Below are 23760 nucleotides of genomic sequence, written 5' to 3' on the forward strand. Positions count from 1 at the left end.
CTAAGTCCTTTTTCATTGCAAACTACGTGCGCTCCACGTCCGCGAGGGCGCGTTTTCCCGCTCAGCGCTGTGTGTCTGAAGCTGCCTCCGCTCTGCTTCGGCTGCCTCGCTGTCGCTCAGCACCGCAACATCCACAAGGCGCCTCTCGGGAAAACTGGGAAAGCTTTTTTCTTCGATCTACAGTAGAAAGACTTAGAGATTACTTCATCACAATTGCTTACAGGCTTTAGAAGCATCCTGGTCTTAAACCAGAAAGCCTGCAGTAACGCAGGCTTTCTGGTTTAGCGGTTCCTTTCTTTCCAGAGTTGGTTGAAGGACTTTTTAGGCACGTGCAGTGGCTCCCGCCGCTTGCTCCAGCTATCTTTCAATACCTGTTTCAGTACAAAGTTTTTGATTCCGGCAGGCGCCAGGTTCAGGAGGGTGCGGCTTTTCATGGCTTTCAGCCAGAGCTTAAAGGCCGTTGTTTCCTGCCCGTCGGCCAGGCCCTGGTCCACGCTCTGCTTGCGGTTAAGCAGCAGCAGGTTGTGGATGTTGATCTTTACAGGGCATACAGAGGTACAGGCCCCGCACAGGGAGCTGGCAAAACTCAGGTGCTTGTTCTCGGCCATGCCATTGTAGTGCGGTGTGATCACTGAGCCGATGGGGCCGCTGTAGGTACTCTCGTAGGTATGGCCTCCGATGTTCTTGTACACCGGGCATACGTTCAGGCAGGCGCCACAGCGAATGCAGTTCAGGGCTTCCCGTTTCTCTGGCAGGGCCAGCAGATCCGTACGGCCATTGTCCAGCAACACCACGTACATCTCCTCCGGCCCGTCTTTTTCCTTCGGCTGACGAGGTCCCGTCATAATGGTGTTATAGACCGTTACATTCTGGCCGGTGCCGCTGGTGCTAAGTAAAGGCCAGAAGAGCTCCAGGTCCATAAAGGAAGGCAATAGCTTCTCGATGCCTACAATCGCAATATGTGTTTTCGGGAAAGTAGTGGAGAGGCGGGCGTTACCCTCGTTCTCCGTAACGGCTATGCCGCCAACGTCGGCCAGCAGGAAGTTACCTCCTGTGATGCCTACCTCGGCTGATGTGTACTTATCGCGCAGCAGCTTTCGGGCTACGCCTACCAACTCTTCGGCATTGTCTGTGGGCTGTATGCCCAGCTTGCGCACGAACAGGTCGGCAATGTCTTTCTTGGACATGTGCATGGCCGGCGTCACGATATGGTAGGGGCGCTGCTCTGCCAGCTGCACAATGTACTCACCCAGGTCGGTTTCCACGGTCTCAATGCCGTTCTTCTCCAGGTAGTCGTTCAGGTGGATCTCCTCTGTGCTCATCGACTTGGACTTAACCACAGAACGGGCGCGCCTGCGCTTCATGATTTCCCCGATCTCCTTCAGTGCCTCCTGTGCATCGCGTGCCCAGATCACCTTGCCGCCACGGGCCGTGAAATTGGCCTCGAACTCCATCAGGTACTTATCCAAGTTGTTGATGACGTTCGTCTTTATATAGGAAGCCCGCTCACGGGCCAGTTCATGGTCGGTGTATTGGGTAAGGCCCCGTTGCACAGCGGCGTTGTACTTGCCGATGTTGAACTTAATGGTTGCCCGGTGGCCCTGATCAAATGCTTTTGTCTCTGCATCCTGCAGAAACTGTTTCAGTTTACTCATGCTGTTCCCCCCTTCGGTGTTTCGTTACAAAAGCTTCATCTTGAGGTGCCTTAAAAAAGAAAAAACACCCTTAAAGTTAGGGTGTTTTTCTGAAAGCTAATAGAGCCGTTAAGCTAACAGCAACCTTTTGTGGTTTAATTGCCGAAAAGAACTGCTGCTTTTGTCGCTTTTACGTTTAGTTCGCTGACTACCTGTATGGTTACCAACTCTCCATGTCTTACTTCTTGTTGCTGTCTACCACGATGCGGTTTTCGCGGTTAGCCAGCTCCCATGCCGTGTGGAACGCCAGTCGGGCTACTTTCTCAGCGCTCTGAAAATTGATCTTGTCCACCTCGTCGCTTGGCTTGTGGTAGTCGGCGTGCACCCCGTTAAAGTAGAACACGATCGGAATACCATGCTTGGCAAAGTTGTAGTGGTCTGAGCGGTAGTAAAAGCGGTTTGGATCATTCTCATCGTTGTAAGTATAATCCAAGTCCAGGTTCACGTACTTCTCATTTACCTCCTCGTTTATGGCGTGCAGCTCCGATGACAGCTTATCAGCACCGATCACATAAATATAGTTGTCATTGCCAGTCTTCTCATGATCGTAGTCAGTGCGTCCGATCATGTCGATGTTCACGTTAGCAACGGTGTTCTCTAGCGGGAAGACAGGGTTCTCGGAGTAGTACTCAGAGCCCAGCAGTCCTTTTTCCTCTGCCGTTACAGTCATAAACAGCACACTGCGGCGCGGTCCGTAGCCTTCCTGCTTTGCCTTGGCAAAGGCCTCGGCTACTTCCAGTACGGCAACAGTGCCCGATCCGTCATCATTCGCGCCGTTAAAGATCTGATCACCTGTCAGGGTAGAGTCTACGCCTACGTGGTCGTAGTGCGCTGTTACTACCACTACCTCGTCTTTCTTGTCTGTGCCTTCCACAAAGCCCAGCACGTTCTCAGTAGGTAGAGGCGTAGCAATGCGCTCTGTCTTTATCTTCACGTCTTTTACGCCTGTAAAGTTTGCCGCAACGGGCTTGCCTGCCTGGGTTACCAGGTTGCCGTAATCAAAAAGCTTATCGGTGGTGGTGCCCAGCAAAGCAGCTCCCGCTACAGGAGAAATGTAAATGGAGGCGGCTGAAGGGTTGCTTTGATCATTCTTCAGGCTAATAGAAGGGCGGCTGGCGTAGGCCTTATAGCGCTGTGTCAGGCTGTTGAATTCCCCGGGGTTAGTGCCTGTCACGATCAGAACTGCTTTCGCTCCGTTCTTAGTGGCGGCGTTACGCTTGGCCCGGTAGTCGTTGCCCCAGTCGGAGGCCTTATCGGTGCCGCTGATCAGGAAATTGCCCTGGCGGTCTTTGGGCTCTCCTGCGAGTACCACCACTACCTTATCCTTTACATCCAGGTTGTTGTAGTCAGAGTACTTCGGATCATCAATGCCATAGCCGGCAAATACCACATCCACTGCCTGCTCGGTCTGGAACGGAGAGTTGCCCAGCACAAAGAAGTCCTGCATCATCAGGTACTTTTCATTGCCTACGCGCAGGTAGCCTTCGCCCCACACGCTTTTCTCCAGGTCAAAGGTTTGGTAGTACGGGCTCGTCGTGCTGTTCTGCACAGGTCCTGTCAAACCATCCTCCCGGAACTCACGGGAAATATACTCTGCTGCCATTTTCTGGCCTTTCTCCCCCGTATTGCGGCCCATGTACTCGTCAGATGCGATAATGTGCAGGTGCTTTGAAAGGTCATCTGCTGTAATGGTGCTGGCATATTTGGGTGCTGCCTCGCTTAGTTTCGCAGAATCAGTGATAGGGTTGGTGGCGGATGGCCTTCCGGCACAGCCGAACCCGAGTGCGGCTAGCAGGAAGTAGGCATAGACATTATGTCTCATAGTTTAGTTTTAGATAAGGTTTGTTTATTATAAGTTGAGCTTTTCTGTTGGTGCCGTTTATCCTTTTACTGCTTTTGGATAAGGACGGTCGCAAAGGCGGCTACTCCTTCTTTCTTCCCCACAAACCCCAGGTGTTCTGTGGTCGTGGCTTTTATGGAGATGTCCTCCTCCGGGATGCCCAGTACCTCTGCCAGGCAAGCCTTCATGGCCGGGATGTGCGGGTTCACCTTTGGCTCCTGCAGGCATACCGTTGAGTCGATGTTGCCTATTTCGTAGCCTTCCATAGCCAATAAGTGTGCCACTTCCTTTAACAGTATTTTACTGTCGATGCCTTTGTACTTGGGGTCCTTATCAGAGAAGTGGAAGCCAATGTCGCGCATGTTGGCGGCACCCAGCAGGGCATCACAGATAACGTGGATCAGCACATCAGCATCAGAGTGGCCGAGCGCTCCGTGCGTGTGGGGGATTTTAATGCCGCCCAGCCAGAAGTCCAGCCCCTCTTTTAGCTGGTGCACGTCGTAGCCAAAGCCTGTTCGTATTTTTAACTTCATAGTAGGTGTAAAAAAACAGGTAGTACCGCACTAGGCGGAGAAGATAAAAAGTAAATCTAACTAAAATAACGAATGCGGCCTAAAGCAGGCTCGTTTTTTGAGCTTTGAGCCGGTTGTGCTTTAACAGCAAACGTAAAAGCCAGCCCCTGGATGGGGACTGGCTTTACAGGTATATATGTAAAAGCGCCTTCGGCTTAGGCCTGTACCTTCTGCAAAGAAGGGTAATCGATACAGCCTTTGGCACTGGAAGAAGCGACTTAGGCTTCTTGTCGCTGGGCCTCTGCCAGAGAAGGGTAGTCTGTGTACCCCTTCGGCCCTTTAGCGTAGAACGTGTTGCGGTCCGCTGGTTGTAATTCGGCCCCTTGCTCGAAGCGTATGGGCAGGTCTGGGTTAGAAATAAAGGGCACGCCGAAGGCGACCATGTCTGCGTCTCCGTCTGCTATTACTTTGTTGCCTGCCTCCTGCGAAAAGCCCTTGTTGATGATCAGGTTGCCCTTGTACAGCGGTCGGTAGCGTTTTGCAATATGTGGCTCTGCAAAAGGCACGTTACTTACATCGGAGAAAGGCTCCGACAGGTGCAGGTAAGCTAAATTGTAATCATTCAGCTTTTCGATGATGTAGTCAAAGGTCGGAATCGTTTCTTCATCCACTGTAATGCCGAACAGGTTGTGCATGCTGGGGTTCAGGCGTGCGCCAACTTTCTCTATCGGGATCACCTCTTTTACCGCATCTAAAACCTCGAACAAGAGGCGTGCTCTGTTCTCCCTGGATCCCCCGTACGCATCGGTACGCGTGTTAGAGCAGGTCACAAAGAACTGGTGGAAAAGATAGCCATTCGATGAGTGAATCTCCACACCATCAAATCCGGCATCTATGGCGTTTTTAGCCGCGTGCTTAAAGTCCTGCACGATCTGCTTAATCTCTTCTACCGTCAGGGCGTGTGGTGTAACAGTAGAGGTAAAGCCGTTCTCTGTGAACACCTGGTCGTTCGGGTTGATGGCAGAAGGGGCCACGGGTAACTCGCCATTGTGGAAATCGGGGTGCGAAATGCGCCCTACGTGCCACAACTGGGCGAAAATCTTGCCGCCTTTGTTGTGCACGGCTTTCGTTACCTTTTTCCAGCCTTCTACTTGTGCCTCTGAGTAAATACCGGGGATGTTGATATACCCCACGCCTTGTGGAGAAACGGGGGTGCCCTCCGAAATAATAAGCCCGGCACTGGCGCGCTGCTCATAGTAAGTAGCGATCAGGTCGGTAGGGGCTTTCTCCGGGTTATTGGCACGCGTTCGTGTCATGGGGGCCATGACTACCCGGTTTTTCAATTCCAGGTCGTGTAATTTTATCGGTCTTAAAAGTGCTTGTGTCATGTATTAGTTGTTATTATCAGAGGAATAAGACTTGGTCCAGTACCTATTCACTCATTCAAGATTCAATTAGTCCCATTTCGGTGCGAAGGATGGGTTAATAAGGCGGTTATTTTGCTGCGTTAGCTTGCCTATCTGCTGCATCTCCTCCTGTGTCAGTTCAAAATCGAAAATGTTGAAGTTGGACTGCATGTGGCTCTCTTTGGAAGACCTTGGAATGGCTAATACATCTTCTTGTTGAATTAACCAGCGCAGCGTGATCTGGACCTCATTCTTATTGTACTTCTCACCAATGCTCTTTAGCGTGGGGTTACCCATTACCTTGCCATGTGCGATCGGGCTGTAAGCCGTCAGCGTAATGTCGTGCTGGCGCAGGTAAGCGTACAGCTTGTCCTGATTCAGAAAGGGATGGTACTCCACCTGGTTCGTGATGATGTTAGCGCCTGTGGCCAGCACCCGGTCCAGCAGGGCAGTGGTATGATTGCTTACCCCAATGTGTTTGGTATAGCCTTTTTCCTGAGCCTTAACGAGTTCGCCTATATACTCCTCTACCGGAACTTCCGGGTTGGGCCAGTGAATCAGCAGTAGGTCAACCTGCTCTGTCTTCAGTTTCTGTAGGCTTTGCGCTACGGAGGGCAGGAAATCTTTTTTAGCAAGGTTAGATGGCAATACCTTTGTTGTCAGGAACACCTCTTCCCGGGCTACCCCAGATTCCTGGATAGCACGGCCGACTGCTTCCTCATTATTGTACATCTGTGCTGTGTCGATATGGCGGTAACCTGTCTCCAGTGCGGCTGTGACCATGCGCTGGGCTGTGCTGCCCTCTAACTGGAAAGTGCCGAATCCTAATGCCGGAACAGTAGCGTTTTTCGTTTGTACGTTTTTCATAGGTATATTTATAAGTGTTTGTACATTATTTGTTTATACAAATGTAAGGGCAAAAAAACGGCTTACCCGCGTAATTTATCCAACAGGTTGCTCACTAAAACAGCTTCCTCCTTCGTGAGGCTATGGAAGCGTTCAAACAATTTGGGGAAGTTCTCGTCCACCTCCTGCAGCTTTTGCAGTCCTTTCTCGGTTATGCGTACATCAATCATCCGGCGGTTGGCAGCACAGATATCCCGTGTCACGTAGCCTTTTTCTATCAACTTGTCAATAAGGCGGGTCACGTTGGAGTTGCGGTCTACCATGCGCCCCTGTATGTCCCCAAAGCAGACAGGGGTCGGGTGCTGCCCTCTGAGGATAGCCAGCACGTTGTGCTGTTGCAGCGTCAGGCCCAGGTCCTTAAAGAACGGCATCAATTGCTGGTTCAGCCAGTTGTTGGTAAACAACAGGTTAGCCATGAGCCGACGGTAGTCGTCTTTAAAGTGCTTCTGGTGTATTTCCTCTTCTATCCGCATAGGTGTGCTGCAAAGGTAGTTGTTTTATTTGTATATACAAAACTTGTAAGTGTAGGGTTGCGGAAGGGGAGTGGCATTTTGGGAAAGAGCAAGACGGGCAGGCGGTACCGTTATAAAAGACAAAAGCTCCGTGCTACTGTATGCTGTCGTAGCGCGGAGCTTCTTTTAAAAGAGTTTGCTGTTTGGAAAAGGGACCATCTACTGCCTTTTACCCTTTGCTCAAAAGCCCTTGATAAAGACCTAGGCTTCTTCCGCTACAGGCTCAGCCACCTTCTTTTTCTCTGCTTTATAAAGGAGCGTAGAGCAGTTGTTCGGGTCAAGTACTTGTTTGGCGCAGCGTTGTACGTCTTCCGGCGTAACGACCTGTACTTTCTCGCCTTCCTGGTTCACCAGGTTGGTGTCTCCTAACAGCTTACTGTAGGCCAGGTTCATGGCGCGGTTCAGCAGCTCTATTTCGGAAAAGACGATGCTCGTCTCCGCCTGGTTCTTTACCTTGTTCAGTTCCTCCTCGTCCACACACTGGTCGATCAGTTCCTGGTTGATGGCCTCGATGGCTGCATTGGCCTCTTGCAGGTCCACACCTTCGTTCAACTTACCCTGAATAATCAACAGCCCGGGTTCGATCGAGCCGGATACAGAGGCAGAGATAGAGTTGAAAAGCTTTTGTTCCTTTACAAGCCTGTTGTACAGCCTGCTGGACTTGCCACGGCCCAGAATGTCGCTGATCAGGTCCACGGCATAGTAGTCTTCGTGGGTGCGGCTCGGCATATGGTAGGCCTTGTAAATGGCATTGAGTGGTACATCTGCACTTGTCTCCAGCACGCGTGGCTCGGTTTGCTTTGGCTCCTGCGGGATACGACGCTCGTATCGCTCCCCGGCTGGGATAGGGCCGAACCATTTTTCTGTGAGCTCTTTTGCCCGCTCAAACGTGACGTTGCCCGCTACAACTAATATGGCGTTGCTGGGAGAATAATGCTTCCGGAAGAAAGCCTTCACAATATCCATCGTTGCCTCTTCTATATGGGAGATATCCTTGCCGATCGTGGCCCACTTATAGGGGTGCTCTTTGTAAGCCAGAGGGCGCAGCTTTAGCCAAACGTCACCATAGGGCTGGTTCAGGTAGTTTTGCTTAAACTCCTCCACCACTACCTTGCGCTGCACCTCCAGCCCGTTTTCGCTAAAGGCCAGCTCCAACATGCGGTCCGACTCGAGCCAAAAGCCTGTTTCTATGTTCTGGGCTGGCAGGGAGAGGTAATAGTTCGTGATGTCTGGGCTGGTGAAGGCATTGTTCTCGCCACCTACTCGCTGGAGCGGCTCGTCATACACAGGTATGTTCTTCGAGCCACTGAACATCAGGTGCTCGAACAAGTGGGCAAATCCCGTATGTGCCTCTTCTTCATCTCGGGAGCCAACATTGTATAGCACGTTCAGTACAGCCATGGGGCTTGTATGGTCTTCGTGCACGATTACGCGCAGCCCGTTATCGAGGGTAAATTCTTTAAAGTCTATCATATATCATTGTTAAACTGTCGGGTTGTTAATTTGTTCTTTGGAGCATCTTTCAACTCAAATGCCATGCCTCAAGCCACTTAACAAATTAGCCTTTCAACCTCTCCTGAAAGAACAAAAGTAAAAATTAGCGGCATAAATTTCAGAGCACCCGCCTATATAGTAACTTGCTACCTTATAACGAAGTTTCGCACTTGACAATGAACTATAACCGAAAAGACTATACAGACGACAAATTACTGGCTTTGTATAAGGCCATCCTGAAGCCGCGCATGATAGAAGAACGCATGCTGGTGCTGCTGCGCCAGGGCAAGGTAAGCAAGTGGTTTTCCGGCATCGGGCAGGAGGCCATTTCTGTCGGCTCAGCCATGGCGCTGGATAAAGACGAGTACATTTTGCCGCTTCACCGGAACCTGGGAGTGTTTACGAGCCGCGAGGTGCCGCTGGACAAGTTGTTTGCGCAGTTTCAGGGCAAAACTACCGGCTTTACCAAAGGCCGCGACCGTTCCTTCCACTTCGGTACGAACGAGCATCACATCGTGGGCATGATCTCGCACCTGGGGCCGCAGCTAGCGGTGGCAGATGGAATTGCTCTCGCAGACCTGTTGGAGAAGAAAGAAAAGGTGACGCTGGTTTTCAGTGGGGACGGGGGCGCCTCAGAAGGGGACTTCCACGAGGCGCTGAATGTGGCGGCTGTGTGGGGGCTGCCGGTTATCTTCATGATCGAAAACAATGGTTATGGCCTCTCTACCCCTACGAACGAACAGTTCAAGTTCAAGCATTTTATCGACAAAGGGCCTGCCTACGGCATTGATGCACTGCAGATAGACGGCAATAACGTGCTGGAGGTGTACGACACGGTGCGCCAGGCGGCCTATAGCATTCGAAAAAATCCGCGGCCGATGCTCATCGAAGCAATTAGCTTTAGGATGCGCGGCCACGAGGAGGCTAGCGGAACAAAGTACGTGCCGCAGGAGCTGTTTGAAAAGTGGTCGAAGAAAGATCCTGTGGAAAACTTTGAGAAGTACCTGCTTGATGAGCTGGTGCTGACACAGAAAACCATGGAGACCATTAAGGAAGAGCTGCGCGCAGAGATCGAGAATGGTTTGCAAACTGCTTTTGCCCAGCCAATGCCAGAGGCCAACCGGCAGGAGGAGTTGGAAGACGTGTACAAGCCCTTCCACCAGGAGGTAACTAAGCCTGCTTCGGATGCGAAAACAGAGCGCCGCTTCGTAGATGCCGTCTCTGATGCGATCAGTCAAAGCATGGAACGCTATCCTGAGCTGGTATTGATGGGGCAGGACGTGGCAGAGTATGGCGGCGTGTTTAAGGTGACGGAGGGTTTTGTGGATAAGTTCGGGAAAGATCGCATCCGCAACACGCCGCTTTGTGAGTCTGCCATTGTGGGGGTCGGCTTGGGTATGTCGATTCGCCAGAAGAAGAGCATCGTGGAGATGCAGTTCGCTGACTTCGTGACCTGTGGCTTTAACCAGATCGTGAATAACCTGGCCAAGAGCCATTACCGTTGGGGGCAGAATGCTGATGTAGTCGTAAGGATGCCAACAGGTGCCGGTACGGCAGCTGGACCTTTCCACTCCCAGAGCAACGAGGCCTGGTTTTTCCATACACCTGGGCTTAAAGTGGTGTATCCGTCCTCGCCCTATGATGCCAAAGGCTTGCTGAATGCCGCCATCGAAGACCCCAACCCGGTAATGTACTTCGAGCACAAGTTGCTGTACCGCTCCATCTCGCAGGAGATACCGGACGATTATTACACCGTGGAGATTGGCAAGGCCAGAACAGTGGCAGAAGGCACGGACCTGACAATTATCACGTACGGCATGGGGGTGCATTGGGCCAAACAGCTGCAGCAGGACTTACCAGAAGCCAGCCTGGAAATACTGGACCTGCGCTCGCTGCTGCCTTGGGACAAAGAAGCGGTGCGGGCGGCTGTGGAAAAAACAGGTCGTGTGATCATCCTCCATGAAGACACCCTCACGGGAGGTGTTGGTGGAGAGATAGCAGCGTGGATTGGGGAAAACTGCTTTGAGTTCCTGGATGCCCCCGTTTCGCGCGTAGCCAGTTTAGATACTGCTGTGCCTTTTGCACCACCTTTGGAGCAGGAGTTTTTGCCAAGGCAGCGCCTGCGCGAAAAAGTAGAGGCGATGCTCAACTATTAGGAAGCTTTAAGCTAATTGTCTGGAAAAGCAAAATATAAGTCATGGTCTACGAGGGCCGGGGTTTATATTTTGCTTTTTGTATTATTTACTTTAAAGCAAAAAATATAACTTTGGAGCAATGCTAAACTTTCGACCCTTATTTCTGGTTGTGCTCTGCCTGATGCTGCTCGGTGGTAGTGGCTGTCAGCGGAAAGGCATTATTCCTTGCCCTAAGCCGATAAGTAAGCGCAACAAGATTAAGATAACCGGAGGAAATTCACAGGGTCTTGAGGCAATCAAAGTCCCGAAAGACAAGAACGGGCGGGTGAAAAGAGGCATTTGGTAAGGGTGTAACAGAACTACTTTTAGAAAGACTAGTATAACCTGTTACAAAAGAGTAGAGGTGTAGCACAAAATTCATTTGAGTGAGGTAATGAAAGTAGTCTTGGTTTTGTTGCTGTTTTTCTTGTTTAGCGTTCCCGTGTCCGCTCAAATCAACCATGTATCGCACAGCAAGCATGAGCAGGAGTTGCGGCAGTCATTAAAAGAGGCAGCTAAGGTCGATGCCTTGTACAAAGAAACACATCTGAATACCGATACTTATACATTTCGAAAAGGAGTGGCTGGCCGAAAAGTATCGAAGAGAGAAGGTGCTGAGAAAAGCAAGAAGCTAACCTTGAGCGAAAAACTAAAGAACCTCTTCCAGAAGAAAAAGTATAAGCAGTTGAAGACAGAGACAGACATTTAAAAGAAGAGAAAGGACGAGTATTACATGAATTGGCATCCCCTGACCAGCGTAGAGCAGCTGGATGAGATAATAGAAGAATCGAAGAGCACCCCTGTCGTTATTTTTAAGCATAGCACTTCCTGCTCTATCAGTGCTACGGCAAAAGCCCGAATTGAACGGCAGTGGGATGGTGCGGGCGTAGATCACGTAAAGCCTTATTACCTGGACTTGCTGAAGTACCGGCCTGTTTCGAATGAGGTAGCAGAAGTGCTGCAGGTCCGGCACGAGTCGCCCCAGCTCTTGTTGTTGCAGGACGGCGTTTGTACCTACGACACGTCACACATGAGCATCAGCGTAGATGCTCTGAAGAAAAACATAACGGCGTAGCAGAATCCTGCCACGCCGTTTTCCTTTCTAGTATTCGAAAGAGACAGTTTGCTTTATGTCCGGGTGCAAGCTAAGCGCGACAGGGCAGGTGCGGGCAGCATTCTCCAGCATGGCCTTTTCTTTGTCGGTGTAGGTCTTGCCCGCAGGCATTTTGAACTGAAGGATAACTTCTGCAATGCGCCGCGGCTCCGCAGCCATGATTTTTGTCGTTTCTACCGTTGTGCCTTCTATATCAATGGTGTTGCGGTTGGCCACTATGCCCATAATGGTCATCATGCAGCTGCCAAGGGCAGCGCAAACAAGGTCAGTGGGCGAGAAAGCCTCCCCCTTGCCGTTGTTGTCTGTGGGGGCATCGGTAATAATCGTGTTGCCAGAGGCAAGGTGCTGAGCGCTAGTGCGTAAGTTGCCCTGATACGTGTTTGTTATTGTTGCCATAGGTCTTAACTCTATTTTTGAAATCAGCGTAAAGTTATTTACTTTTATATAATCTTAAACTCACACAGTAGGTGGCTAGATACCTTTTACTCTTATTAGCTTTTGCTTTTGCTGCTGTTTTTCCTGCCCAGGCACAGGATGATGACGAAAACTTTCGGAACGAGTTGAGTTATGGTATTAACTTTAACTCAAACGGTGGTCTGATTGGCGGTGCATTCGTGCGTTCTTCGTATTATATGGAAGACGGTATGTACCAGTTCGGCGGGCTAGAGATTGTGGAGGTAAAGCACCCTAAAGAAAACAGGCTGTATAGCATCGTGTCAGGCGACTCTTTTGTGGAAGGGAAGCAAAACTACCTGTTTGTGGTGCGCCCACACTATGGCAGAGAATTAGTGCTCTTCAGAAAGGCGCCTGAGTCAGGCGTACAGGTAAATGCGCTGGTAGCGGCGGGGCCTTCCCTTGGTCTTGCTGTTCCCTACTATATTAACTACAACTACGGCGGCAGAAGCTTTAACGAGGTCAGAGCAGAGCAGTATGACCCGGCAAAGCACCCCAACAGAGATTACATTCTGGGAAGCGAGAATGTGTTCAGAGGATTTGGGGAAACAGTGATCAAGCCCGGCGTGCACTTTAAAGCTGGCTTAAGCTTTGAGTACGGTCGCTACTACGAAAGCATTGCGGGTATAGAGGTTGGCTTTTTGGTAGAAGCTTTTGCCAGTACTCCTGTTATCATCCCACAGGCTGACAACAATCAAACCTTCACGTCTGTGTACCTCAACCTGTATTACGGCAGCCGCAAGTAACACCGCTAAACATTCAGAAGTCTGCCCTGTTAAAGGGGGAAGTATGCCCTGGCTATATTTTTAACCCAGGGCTAATCTCTTAACCCATAACTTCCTATCTTTGTACCATGGATGAAATGATGACACTTCCGGTTATTCAGCCTAATGCCAAGCCCGAGGGGCTGAACGCCTTAGGCCAGCCACGCAAGCCCAACTGGCTTCGTGTAAAACTACCGGTTGGGAAGGAGTACGCCAAAGTAAGAAGCATTGTAGACGAATATAAGCTGCACACCATCTGCGAAAGCGGTAACTGCCCGAACATGGGGGAGTGCTGGGGAGCAGGTACAGCTACGTTCATGATCTTAGGTAACGTGTGTACCCGCAGTTGCTCTTTTTGCGCTGTGGCCACTGGCCGCCCGAACGAGTATGACCAAGATGAGCCGCGCCGCGTAGCGGAGGCCATCAAACTAATGGGTGTGAAACATGCCGTAATCACCTCTGTAAACCGCGACGAGCTGAAAGACCGCGGTGCCGCTATCTGGCACGAAACGGTAAAGCAGGTGAAACTTATGTCGCCCACTACCACGATTGAAACGCTTATTCCTGATGTAAAAGGAACCTGGGATGCCTTGATCACCATGATCTCTCCTGGGCAGGAAGTGGTGTCGCATAACATGGAGACGGTAAAAGAACTTTACCGCCGTGTGCGCCCGCAGGCAAAGTATGATCGAAGCCTGGAGCAGATCCGCCGCACGAAAGAGTACGGGCAGCGTACCAAAACAGGTATCATGCTGGGCTTAGGCGAAACAAGGGAACAGGTGTACCAGGCAATGGACGATCTGGCTGCAAACGGTTGCGATATTCTGACACTAGGCCAGTACCTGCAACCTACCAAGATGCACCTGGAGGTAGCTGAGTTTATTCACCCGGACCTGTTCGAGCACTACCGAGAGGAGGGCTTGAAGCGCGGCATCAAGTATGTAGAGTCAGGCCCTTTGGTGCGATCATCTTATCATGCAGAGCGCCACGTGAACGTGTAAACTTCTTTATTACTTAAAATCAGAAAGCCCGGTTACAGATCTTGTAGCCGGGCTTTTTTTCTTTTGTGCAGTATTCTGCGGGCACTTTTTTTAATTCTGTTTTAAAACCCTGTGTGTATTGTTGTTAGGCCCTTCTTGCCTATGACTTATTTTATTTCTAATATATTAAAATCTATTGTTTTATTATATGTAAATATTGTTACTTTTGCCTTCCGTTACATTAGCCTATTACTATGCTCTTCCTTAGGCAGGTACTGTACATGGCTTAAGCCTTTAGGGCGACAACCGTAGGCTTGGTGCGCGATAATTAAATATTAACTAATGTATATATTTTAATACGATTAATTGATTTTTTCGTAAAAAAATAGCTCCTTATATACTTGTCTATATACTTATATATTTATATATTCACACAGTTATACACCAAAAACAAGAGAATATCCACTTTGCACTATTAAATAATATGATCCGATCTTTACTATTAGTCTATGTTTTCCTCGCTGTGGGCATCACCCTTGGCTTTGCACAGACAGGAACAAACTTGAACCGGGCCAGGGGGTTCGCCGTCCTGGCACAAACGAAGGTCACGAACACAGGGAATTCCACTGTGCGAGGTGACTTAGGCGTTTCTCCCAACGACGTGATTGAAGATGCCGGCAAACTCACGGTATTAGGCGGTACTGAGTTAGCTAACACAGCTGCTGCCAATGCCTTGACGGATGCTGGCGCATTGTATGATGCACTAAAAGGGCGTCCAGCCACGGTCTTGGCTTCTTCTTCACTTGGAGGAGCAAGTGCTGTAGCGCCTGGGGTGTATAAAGTGAACGGGAATGCGGACTTATCACGCTCCTTGTTCTTAGACGGTAAAGGAGATGTAAATGCCACCTATGTCTTTATTATAGACGGTGACTTTGCTGTGAACCCTAACGCCGGTGTAATTGCTTACAACGGTACACAGTCTAAGAACATTTTCTGGGTAGTGCAGAACAGCACGACTCTGACCACGAACATCTTTCTCGGTAACATCCTTGCGAAAGGAGATATTACACTGAATGACGGTACCGGACTAACCGGCCGCGCGATCTCTTTGGAAGGCGCGGTACACTTCCGCTCCAGCACAGTGCTGTTGCCAGACCTGATCGAAACGGACCTAGTTGTTGAGAAGAAGGTGGAGGGAGACAGGTTTATTGTAGGTGAGGAGGTAACGTTTGTTATCACAGCCTATAACGCTGGTCCAAACAGCACGACGAATGTAATAGTAGAAGAATTCATTCCGGAGGGTTTAGAGTTTGTAAGAGCTGAACCTAGCAAAGGGAATTACAATGAGACGACTAACAACTGGGAGATAGCAGAGCTTAGAATTAGCGAAAGAGCTACTCTCAGGCTTGTTTTTAAAATAACCAAAGCCGGAGAAATTACCAACAGAGTTAGTATTGATGGGTATAACTCGGAAACAAATCCTGCCGATAACGAGGATGAGGAGACTATTACTACTATTCCTCCTCTTGCAAACGTAGGTGTAACGAAACGTGCGAATGAAAGCCGTGTGGCTTTGGGTGACAATGTTTCTTATATCATCACTGTTAGCAACGCCGGTCCAGGCGTAGCTACGGATGTGGAGGTGACGGAGCAGATCCCGCAGGGGCTTACCTTCGTGAGCGCAGACCCTGCGAAAGGAACTTACGATGAGACTACAAACAAGTGGCTGGTAGGAGAGCTTGCCAACGGCGAGAGCACAACCATGACCATCGTCTTCAAAACAACGGTCGAAGGAGCAATAGAGAACAGTGTTACGGTTGTAAGCGATAACACGGAGACCGAGCCAGGTGACAACAATGATAAGGAGCCGATCGAGGTGACGCCGCCACGTGCAAGCGTAAGCGTTTCGAAGCAGGCAAACGAGAACCGTGTGGCTTTAGGAGACAATGTTTCCTACACCATTACTGTTAGCAACGCCGGTCCTGGTGATGCCAGAAATGTAGTAGTGCAGGAGAATGTTCCGCAGGGGCTTACTTTCGTGAGTGCCAGCACAGAGAAGGGTACTTATGATGCCACCACAAACCAGTGGTTAGTGGGCGGGCTCGCTAACGGCGAAAGCGCAACGCTGACCCTCGTGTTCAAAACGACAGCCGAGGGGCCACTAGTTAACAGCGTGACGGTTGTAAGTGACAACCCAGATCCAGACCCAGCAGACAACGAAGATCAGGATCCGATAGATGTTACTCCTCCAAAGGCTGACGTAAGTGTGACTAAACGTGCGAATGAGAGCCAGGTGGCATTAGGAGCCAACGTTTCCTACACCATCACTGTTAGCAACGCCGGTCCAGGCGTAGCTACGGATGTGGAGGTGACGGAGCAGATCCCGCAGGGGCTTACCTTCGTGAGCGCAGACCCTGCGAAAGGAACTTACGATGAGACTACAAACAAGTGGCTGGTAGGAGAGCTTGCCAACGGCGAGAGCACAACCATGACCATCGTCTTCAAAACAACGGCCACAGGCTCACTGGTAAACAGCGTAAAGGTTGTAAGTGATAACACGGAGACCGAGCCAGGTGACAACGAAGACCAGGATCCGGTTGATGTAATTTGCCCAGAGTTAAACCTGAGCTTAACCGGCCAGGCAAGCCTATGCCCTGGCACGCAGAACCTTACTTACACTGTAACTCAGGTGGCAGGAGCAACTTACAGCTACACATTGCCTGAAGGCTGGGAGCTAGTTTCTCAAAATGGTAATACGGTAGTTGTAAATGCCGGTGCAGATGCTGTTTCTGGTTCTATTAAAGCAACAGTAACTGATGCTTGTGGCAAGACAGCAGATGCAACATTAAACGTGCAGGTGGTAACGCCTCCAACACTGCCAGTTATTACGGGTGCGAGCGAAGTGTGTGTGAACAGCACGGGCAACGTGTACTCCGTGTCTGGTTTTGGCCCTGGAGTTACTTATGCTTGGACTGCATCAGGCGATCTCGAAATTACATCTGCAACCAACAGCGCAACAGTTGAAGTAAGTGCAGGAACACAAGGTGGCACTCTGACACTGGTTGTGAGCAACAGCTGCTTCTCTTCTGAGGCTGCTACAAAAGTGATCACTACTCTTACCGCACCAGAGGCTCCAGCAGCTGTTAACGGAAGCACAACAGTATGTGCCGGTACAACAGTAGAGTATAGCGTGGAACCAGTAGACGGTGCAGACAGCTATACCTGGACATTGCCTGCTGGATGGGTCATCACTGCAGGAGAGGGTACTGCGACAGTATCTGTAACAGCAGGAAGCACTGCCGGTAACATAAGCGTAACAGCTAACAACTCGTGTGGCAGCAGCAGCCCGGCTACACTGGCAGTACAGATAAATGATAAGCTAGCGGCCCCAGCCATCTCTGGTGAGACAGGCGACTGCGTTGGAAGCGCCCTTACTTATACCATCGATGAAGTGGCAGGTGCTACCGGATATGATTGGTCAGTACCGGCAACCTGGACAATCGTAAGCGGACAGAACACAACAAGCATTACAGTAGAAGTTGGTGCTGAAGGCGGCAACATCTCTGTAGCCGTAGTAAATGAGTGTGGTACAGGAACTGCCTCTACACTTGCTGTAGCACCCCGTTTAGCGCCAGTAGCACCAAGCGTGACAGGAAACACAGAAGTTTGTCAGGACAGCCAGAACCTTACTTACACCATCTCTAATCCTGCTGAAAACGTGACGTATGCATGGACAGTGCCTGCTGGTTGGGAAATCATCTCCGGACAGGGTACAACCAGCATAACTGTAAACGCCGGTAACACAGGTGGTGCCATCTCTGTGGCAGCTACAAACAACTGCGGCACAACAGAAGGTACTCCTCTTGCGGTTAACGTAGCGGCTCCTTTAGTTGCTCCAGGCCCTATCTCGGATAACAGCGACGTGTGCGAAGGTTTAACTTACTCTATCGCAGCTGTGCCAGGAGCTACTGAATATACCTGGACAGTGCCTGCCGGTTTCACGATCACTTCAGGTCAGGGTACAACCACTATCAAGGTGAAGGCAAGCAATCCAGCGTCAACAGGTACAGTGTCGGTAATGGCTAGCAATGCCACCTGCAGCAGCCCTGTAACAAGCGCTACCATGGATGCTTCACTTGCCGATGGTCAGTTGGTATTCCCGAAAGCCTTTAGCCCGAACGGCGACGGACGCAATGACACTTGGGAAATCAAGAACCTAGAGAAGTTCACCAACAACGAGGTAACCATCTTCAACCGTTGGGGATCCGAACTGTACAAGATGAAGAATTACCAGAACGACTGGAATGGTAAGAGGCTGGAACAAGGTACTTACTTCTATAAGGTAAGGGTAACAGTGTGCGATGGCGTTGTAAAAGAATACACAGGCTATACTACTATTTTCCGCTAATTGATGGCCTCTAAAAAAGTAATTCAGATGAATAAAATGAAAATATATTACCTTCTGCTTGCGCTGCTGCTTACAACAGCAGCCAGCGCACAGCAAAACCCGCAGTACTCGCAGTACATTTTTAACAGTACGTCTATCAACCCTGCCTACACGGGTAGCAAGAACGTGCTTAACCTCAATGCCTTTTACCGCTCACAGTGGACCGGCGTAGAGGGAGCGCCTGAGACACAGGCCCTGACTGTTGACGGCTTAGTAGCCAACGACAGACTGGGGGCAGGTTTAACTTTAACCCGTGATGAAATTGGTGCACAGTCTGTCACTAGTGCCTATGCAAACATTGCTGTAAAACTGCAGGTTAGCCAAAATGCGATTTTAAGTTTAGGTATTGCCCCAGGTTTAGTGCAGCATGTTGTAGATGGCTCTAAGTTCGGTATTCAGGATGACCCATCTATTCCTACCGGTAAGCAAACAGACCTTAAGCCGGATGTGAAGATCGGTGCTTACCTGCACACAAGCCGCTTTTATGCTGGTGTGTCTGCTTCAGACCTTATTCAGTATAAAGACATGGATCAGGTAGAGCCGGAGCGCCACTACTACTTTACTTCTGGTTATGTGTTCGATGTGAGTCCTTTTGTGAAGTTTAAGCCGAGCGTGTTGGTGAAAGAGGACTTCCATGCGCCTACAAGTGTAGACCTTAATGGCTTCCTGTTATTAGGAGAGCGCCTGTGGTTAGGAAGCTCTTACCGTACCAGCATGAACGTGTTCAACAATCCAGAAGGAGAAACCCTGAGCAAGAAAACAGCTGTTGCATTTATTGCTGAACTACAAGTGCTGAAAGAGCTTCGAGTAGGTTATTCTTTCGATAAGATGCTAAATGGCTTTTCTGACTACAATACCCACGAGGTCTCTGTCGGCTATTACTTCTTCAAGAAGAAGGACACGAGCATGTTGACTCCTCAGTACTTTTAATCTTTAGCGTTTACATCCATGAAATATAAATACACACCCATATGCCTAGTAGTGGCAGCGATGTTAGGTTTAGGTCCTGTGGCCAAAGGCCAGTCGCCACTAAAGAAAGCAAATAGTTATTACAACAACCAGGAGTTTGCCCTGGCCCTGGCGAACTACCAGGAGGCTGTGCAGAAACGTCAGCCTGATCTAGAAACAGCAAAGCGCATTGCCGATGCTTACCGTCAAACGCAGCAGAGCCAGCAGGCGGAAGACTGGTTTGCAAAGGTAGTGGCGATGGAAGGCCGAGAGCCAATCAACCTGTACTATTATGCAGAGGCGCTAAGACAAAACGGCAAGTACAAAGAGGCAAAAGAGCAGTACATGCTGTGGGGCGAGGAGATGCCGGAGAAAACAGAGCAGGCACAGGCCTTGATGGAGGCGGTTGACAAGGCAGCGAAGTGGAAAAGCAAAGCTGCCATAGCCAAAGTTGAGCCTCTGAAAGGCATTAACACAGCCGACTATGCAGAGCTTAGCCCTATTATGTACAATAACAGCCTTCTCTTTACTTCTGACAGAGGGGTGCCGGCCCAAAAGAGGGAAAAGGTAAAGGTGTATGGCTGGACAGGACGCCCTTACTTACAGTTGTTCACAGCACAGCAGGATAAGGACGGCAACTGGACAAATACAGTAGCCTTGCAGGAAACTGTCAATGCCGGTTACCACAATGCCACTGCCGCTGTAGCAGAAGACGGGCAAAAGATCTACTTTACCCGCACAAACATGGTAGTGGACGAGAGCGGAAACCCAGACCCGACCAGTTGGGTTGAAAGCAAAGCATTGGAAGGCCACATCAACCGCTTGGAGATCTACTCAGCTGAAAAGCAGGGAGGAAACTGGACGAACATTCAGCCTTTCGCTTATAACAAGGTAGACGCTTACTCTGTTGGTCATCCGGCCTTATCGGCCGACGGAAAAGTGCTTTACTTTGCATCTGATATGCCAGGAAGCCTGGGAGACACGGACATCTTCTACTCTGTTCGTCAGGCAGACGGTAGCTGGGGAAAACCTGTTAACGCAGGACCAGTGGTAAATACTGCTGCGCGTGAAAGCTTCCCTTATGTAGATGCTGAAGGCAAACTTTTCTTTGCCTCAGAAGGCCACCCAGGGATGGGGGGAATGGACATCTTCTCCGCTGAAGGGCAGCAAGGCAACTGGAGAGCTGTTAAAAACCTTGGTTACCCGGTTAACTCTTCTAAGAACGACTACGGCATCATGTTCTCAAAGCCAGGAAAGAAAGGTTTCTTGTCCTCTAACCGTGACTCAAACAACGGAACAGAAGATATCTACAGCTTTGAGATCCTGAAGCAACCTGTTGTTCTTGCGATTACAACCATAGAGCGTAAGCAAAACGAGAAGAAGCAGACAGTGCAGGAGGCCCTGCCGCAGACACGCATCGTAGTAACTGAGAAGTCATCCACTGACTCTACCGTACTTGTTACAGACAGAGCGGGTAAATATTACCTGGATGCACGCAAGGGGGATACTTACACGTTCAACAGCACGAGAGAAGGCTACCTGAAGATGGGATTATCTAAGGACATACCTTCAGCAGCCCCTGACACAGTGGAAGTAGCATTACTGTTCGATAAAAACGAGCTGGAAAAAGCGATTGTTCTGGATAATATCTACTATGACCTGGACAAGTGGGCTATCCGCTCGGACGCTGCGAAAGAGTTAGACAAGCTGGTGGTGCTGTTGAAAAACAACCCGAGCATAGAGATAGAGATGAGCTCACACACTGATAGCCGTGAGAGCTTGAACTATAACCAGCAACTGTCGGAGAAGAGAGCTAAAGCTGCCGTTGATTACCTTGTTTCTAAAGGAATAAACAGAAGCAGGCTGACAGCTAAAGGTTACGGCAAAACAAGACTGGTGAATAGTTGTGCTACCGGAGTGAAGTGCTCCGAGGCAGAACACCAGTTGAACCGCCGTACTGAGTTCACTATTAAGAAGAACTAAGTTACAGGCTTATAAGCTTTCATAAAATAGAAAGGCTCTGCAGGTTCTGCAGAGCCTTTCTATTTTTAGGCTGTTCTGGCAGTTTTTTGTGCAGACAAACTATAAGGGTAATTTTGAGTAATGGATAGAGGCAAGCACGCTCACAGCCTCAGTCTTGCTTCGGACCTGGGTCCTAAAAACGTTACATCACACTAATATGAAATATTTAGTTCGCTTACCGGTTTCCCTTTTTCTCTTCTTCGTACTGGTGCTCTTACCGGAAGCGCTGATGGCACAGCTGGTGGTAAGCGGGCAAGTGGTTAGTGCCGGCACCGAACAGCCCTTGCAGGGAGTTACAGTGACGGCCAGCACTGGGGAGCAAACGATCAGTAATGAGCAGGGGCGCTTTAGTTTAGCCGTACCAGCGGCAGCAAGGCACTTAAGGTTCAGCTCTCTAGGGTACAGGCCGCTAACAGTACCTGTTCCTTTAGCAACACAAGAGATGCATGTGAAACTCTTGCCAGAAGGGGCAAGCCTACAGGAGGTGGTGATAACGGGTTACGAAACTAACAGGCCGCTGCTTGAAACGGCAGGAGCCTTAAGCCTGATAGAGCAGGAAGTGTTGGATCGCTTTGATCAAAGCTCTATTGTAAGGGCTGTTAATACAGTGCCGGGTGTACGCATGGAGGAACGCGCCCCTGCCAGTTATCGCCTCTCTATTCGGGGCAGCACGCTGCGCTCCCCTTATGGGATTCGTAACGTGAAGGTCTATTACGATGGTGTCCCTTTTACAGAGGCGAACGGAACAACGGCTCTTAATTTATTGGATGCCGCGAACATAGGGCGCATCGAGGTGCTGAAGGGACCGACAGCCAGTATTTACGGAGCTGGTACAGGCGGTACTGTCTTATTGGAGCCACGCCGGTTTGCATCAGGCGAAAAAGTACTAGAAGTTGGGACTACAGCAGGTTCCTACGGTTTTAGACGTTATGCCGCTTTGGTAGGTACAGGTACAGAAAATGCAAGTATCATGGTACAATATACCCGTCAGCAGTATGATGGCTACAGAGAGCAGTCGGCTATTGACCGGGATGTGTTGCTGATTTCCTCTGAGTTCCGCCCCTCAGAAAAGCGGACGGTTGGGATTAATGTTCTTTATTCTGACCTGTACTATGAGTTGCCCGGCGGGCTAACGCTTGAGCAGTATGCCGAGAACCCGAGGCAGGCCCGCGGTGGCACCTTCGGGAGCGTAGCGCAGAATGCCTCGCTGGACCTGGAGGGAATTAACATCGGTTTGAAACAAGCGTACAAGTTCAGCGACAGCTTCCGGAACAACCTTGCCCTCTACGGCCTGCACAAGTTTAAGGACAACCCTTTTAACACAGACTATGAACGTAACACGAACCAGGAGTTTGGGGGCCGTACCAGCTTTGTTTACAATACAAATTTAGGAAGTGTAGGAGCCATTTTTACGGTGGGGGCTGAGTTTCAGAGAGGCTTTGAAGTTGCCCGAACCTATAACAACAATGGCGGAGAACCCGGGGCTTTGCGAACAGATGATGAGGTAGTTGCTAAAACAGGTTTTGTATTTGCCCAAACAGAGCTAGAGCTACCTGCTGATTTTATTGCCACTGCTGCTATTAGCCTGAATGACACACGCTATGAAATAACCCGCCTGCACCAGATTCCTAGTGGTGGGATTTACCAGTATAACAGGAATTTTGAAGCAGTGCTCTCTCCGAGGGTGGCTTTGCTAAAGAAACTTACGGAGAAAGTATCGGCCTACGCCAGCGTCAGTTCAGGTTTTTCCCCTCCAACGGAAGAAGAGATCCTGACATCAGATGGGAGCCTGAACGATGACCTGGAGGCAGAAAAGGGAACGAACTACGAACTGGGCATCCGCGGCTTCGCACTGGCAGATAAGTTTAGCTTTGATGTAGTGGCTTTCTACTTCCGGTTAAAGGAAACGATTGTGAGCCGGCAGGACGTATCGAGCGTGGCCGTTTTCAGAAACGTGGGCTCTACAGATCAGAAGGGCTTGGAGGTAAGCCTGGGCTATACTGTTCTGGATGAGCCTGAGCAGGTACTAAACCTTGTAAAAGCATGGGGCAGTTATACCTACAGCCATTTCCGGTTTGACGATTACCAAAAAGATGAGACCGATCTTTCGGGTAATGCATTAACAGGTGCTGCCCCTAACATGGCTACCGTAGGTTTAGACCTAAATACCAAACCGGGCTTTTACCTGCGTACTACGGCCAACTATGTTGATGAAATCCCCCTGGATGATGAGAACACAGTGTATGCCGACAGCTATATAGTGTTGGGCGCAAGAACCGGTTTCCGGCATCAACTATGGCAGCGATTAGGGCTAGAGGTATTTGCCGGAGTAGATAACCTGACAGATGAAAAGTATAGCTTGGGCAATGACCTGAATGCCTTTGGGGGGCGCTTTTTTCAACCTGCCCCGGCTCGGAACTACTATGGTGGCTTGAACCTGGGTTACAACTTTTAAGGGTGATAATCGAAGCAGGCACAACTTTTACAGGCTAAC

At 49.9% G+C, this 23760-nt stretch carries 17 protein-coding genes; 9 read left to right on the forward strand and 8 right to left on the reverse strand.

What is annotated here, in order from left to right; genetic code table 11:
• Nucleotides 1-281 precede the first annotated feature (281 nt).
• The 7 genes from CHB92_RS05440 to CHB92_RS05470 all read right to left on the reverse strand — a co-directional run bounded on the left by CHB92_RS05440 (nt 282) and on the right by CHB92_RS05470 (nt 8343).
• On the reverse strand, nt 282-1655 hold the full coding sequence (locus CHB92_RS05440) for a LutB/LldF family L-lactate oxidation iron-sulfur protein (RefSeq protein WP_089318161.1): 1374 nt from the start codon (nt 1653-1655) through the stop codon (nt 282-284).
• 217 nt (nt 1656-1872) lie between these two features.
• Nucleotides 1873-3516, reverse strand: coding sequence for a M28 family peptidase (locus CHB92_RS05445; RefSeq protein WP_089318162.1), 1644 nt, complete (start codon nt 3514-3516; stop codon nt 1873-1875).
• 65 nt (nt 3517-3581) lie between these two features.
• The gene (gene ispF / locus CHB92_RS05450) at nt 3582-4067 is read right to left on the reverse strand and encodes a 2-C-methyl-D-erythritol 2,4-cyclodiphosphate synthase (RefSeq protein ID WP_089318163.1); all 486 of its coding nucleotides are present in this window, start codon (nt 4065-4067) and stop codon (nt 3582-3584) included.
• A gap of 257 nt (nt 4068-4324) precedes the next feature.
• The gene (locus CHB92_RS05455) at nt 4325-5434 is read right to left on the reverse strand and encodes an alkene reductase (protein ID WP_089318164.1); all 1110 of its coding nucleotides are present in this window, start codon (nt 5432-5434) and stop codon (nt 4325-4327) included.
• Between the two features lie 66 nt (nt 5435-5500).
• Nucleotides 5501-6319, reverse strand: coding sequence for an aldo/keto reductase (locus CHB92_RS05460; protein ID WP_089318165.1), 819 nt, complete (start codon nt 6317-6319; stop codon nt 5501-5503).
• A 62-nt stretch (nt 6320-6381) separates the two neighbouring features.
• The gene (locus CHB92_RS05465; protein ID WP_089318166.1) at nt 6382-6831 is read right to left on the reverse strand and encodes a MarR family winged helix-turn-helix transcriptional regulator; all 450 of its coding nucleotides are present in this window, start codon (nt 6829-6831) and stop codon (nt 6382-6384) included.
• Between the two features lie 240 nt (nt 6832-7071).
• A complete protein-coding gene (locus CHB92_RS05470) occupies nt 7072-8343 on the reverse strand; it encodes a M16 family metallopeptidase (RefSeq protein WP_089318167.1) in 1272 nt (423 codons plus the stop codon).
• Between the two features lie 197 nt (nt 8344-8540).
• Here CHB92_RS05470 and CHB92_RS05475 point away from each other — a divergent pair, with 197 nt between their 5' ends.
• The 3 genes from CHB92_RS05475 (at nt 8541) to ytxJ (ending at nt 11613) form a co-directional block, all read left to right on the forward strand.
• Nucleotides 8541-10520: an alpha-ketoacid dehydrogenase subunit alpha/beta gene (locus CHB92_RS05475; protein ID WP_089318168.1), complete on the forward strand. Its 1980-nt coding sequence runs from the start codon at nt 8541-8543 to the stop codon at nt 10518-10520.
• A 412-nt stretch (nt 10521-10932) separates the two neighbouring features.
• The gene (locus CHB92_RS05485; protein ID WP_089318170.1) at nt 10933-11247 is read left to right on the forward strand and encodes a hypothetical protein; all 315 of its coding nucleotides are present in this window, start codon (nt 10933-10935) and stop codon (nt 11245-11247) included.
• Between the two features lie 24 nt (nt 11248-11271).
• Complete coding sequence (ytxJ, locus tag CHB92_RS05490) at nt 11272-11613, forward strand: bacillithiol system redox-active protein YtxJ (RefSeq protein WP_089318171.1); 342 nt, start codon at nt 11272-11274, stop codon at nt 11611-11613.
• Nucleotides 11614-11640: 27 nt separating this feature from the next.
• Here the strand turns inward: ytxJ and CHB92_RS05495 are convergent, their stop codons facing one another.
• Entirely contained in the window at nt 11641-12048 is a 408-nt protein-coding gene (locus tag CHB92_RS05495; RefSeq protein WP_089318172.1) for an OsmC family protein, read from the reverse strand.
• Between the two features lie 71 nt (nt 12049-12119).
• Here CHB92_RS05495 and CHB92_RS05500 point away from each other — a divergent pair, with 71 nt between their 5' ends.
• From CHB92_RS05500 to CHB92_RS05525, 6 genes are all read left to right on the forward strand, one after another.
• Entirely contained in the window at nt 12120-12851 is a 732-nt protein-coding gene (locus CHB92_RS05500) for a hypothetical protein (protein WP_089318173.1), read from the forward strand.
• A gap of 116 nt (nt 12852-12967) precedes the next feature.
• Nucleotides 12968-13870, forward strand: coding sequence for a lipoyl synthase (gene lipA / locus CHB92_RS05505; RefSeq protein WP_245842309.1), 903 nt, complete (start codon nt 12968-12970; stop codon nt 13868-13870).
• A gap of 463 nt (nt 13871-14333) precedes the next feature.
• On the forward strand, nt 14334-18257 hold the full coding sequence (locus CHB92_RS05510; protein WP_089318174.1) for an ice-binding family protein: 3924 nt from the start codon (nt 14334-14336) through the stop codon (nt 18255-18257).
• Between the two features lie 36 nt (nt 18258-18293).
• Nucleotides 18294-19226: a PorP/SprF family type IX secretion system membrane protein gene (locus tag CHB92_RS05515; protein WP_089318198.1), complete on the forward strand. Its 933-nt coding sequence runs from the start codon at nt 18294-18296 to the stop codon at nt 19224-19226.
• Nucleotides 19227-19244: 18 nt separating this feature from the next.
• Complete coding sequence (locus CHB92_RS05520; protein WP_089318175.1) at nt 19245-21227, forward strand: OmpA family protein; 1983 nt, start codon at nt 19245-19247, stop codon at nt 21225-21227.
• Between the two features lie 196 nt (nt 21228-21423).
• The gene (locus CHB92_RS05525; protein ID WP_179222961.1) at nt 21424-23721 is read left to right on the forward strand and encodes a TonB-dependent receptor; all 2298 of its coding nucleotides are present in this window, start codon (nt 21424-21426) and stop codon (nt 23719-23721) included.
• The last annotated feature ends 39 nt before the right edge of the window (nt 23722-23760 follow it).

Origin of the sequence: Pontibacter ummariensis (assembly GCF_900188175.1) — a bacterium.
In the GTDB taxonomy this organism is placed as follows: Bacteria; Bacteroidota; Bacteroidia; order Cytophagales; family Hymenobacteraceae; genus Pontibacter; species Pontibacter ummariensis.

Bases quoted from the DNA above. Each gene is read 5' to 3' on its own strand.
- CHB92_RS05475 (WP_089318168.1), top strand. From the start codon at position 8,541: ATGAACTATAACCGAAAAGACTATACAGACGACAAATTACTGGCTTTG.
- CHB92_RS05465 (WP_089318166.1), bottom strand. From the start codon at position 6,831: ATGCGGATAGAAGAGGAAATACACCAGAAGCACTTTAAAGACGACTAC.
- CHB92_RS05520 (WP_089318175.1), top strand. From the start codon at position 19,245: ATGAAATATAAATACACACCCATATGCCTAGTAGTGGCAGCGATGTTA.
- CHB92_RS05515 (WP_089318198.1), top strand. From the start codon at position 18,294: ATGAAAATATATTACCTTCTGCTTGCGCTGCTGCTTACAACAGCAGCC.
- CHB92_RS05460 (WP_089318165.1), bottom strand. From the start codon at position 6,319: ATGAAAAACGTACAAACGAAAAACGCTACTGTTCCGGCATTAGGATTC.
- CHB92_RS05440 (WP_089318161.1), bottom strand. From the start codon at position 1,655: ATGAGTAAACTGAAACAGTTTCTGCAGGATGCAGAGACAAAAGCATTT.
- CHB92_RS05525 (WP_179222961.1), top strand. From the start codon at position 21,424: ATGAAATATTTAGTTCGCTTACCGGTTTCCCTTTTTCTCTTCTTCGTA.
- lipA (WP_245842309.1), top strand. From the start codon at position 12,968: ATGATGACACTTCCGGTTATTCAGCCTAATGCCAAGCCCGAGGGGCTG.
- ytxJ (WP_089318171.1), top strand. From the start codon at position 11,272: ATGAATTGGCATCCCCTGACCAGCGTAGAGCAGCTGGATGAGATAATA.
- ispF (WP_089318163.1), bottom strand. From the start codon at position 4,067: ATGAAGTTAAAAATACGAACAGGCTTTGGCTACGACGTGCACCAGCTA.
- CHB92_RS05470 (WP_089318167.1), bottom strand. From the start codon at position 8,343: ATGATAGACTTTAAAGAATTTACCCTCGATAACGGGCTGCGCGTAATC.
- CHB92_RS05510 (WP_089318174.1), top strand. From the start codon at position 14,334: ATGATCCGATCTTTACTATTAGTCTATGTTTTCCTCGCTGTGGGCATC.
- CHB92_RS05445 (WP_089318162.1), bottom strand. From the start codon at position 3,516: ATGAGACATAATGTCTATGCCTACTTCCTGCTAGCCGCACTCGGGTTC.
- CHB92_RS05455 (WP_089318164.1), bottom strand. From the start codon at position 5,434: ATGACACAAGCACTTTTAAGACCGATAAAATTACACGACCTGGAATTG.
- CHB92_RS05485 (WP_089318170.1), top strand. From the start codon at position 10,933: ATGAAAGTAGTCTTGGTTTTGTTGCTGTTTTTCTTGTTTAGCGTTCCC.
- CHB92_RS05495 (WP_089318172.1), bottom strand. From the start codon at position 12,048: ATGGCAACAATAACAAACACGTATCAGGGCAACTTACGCACTAGCGCT.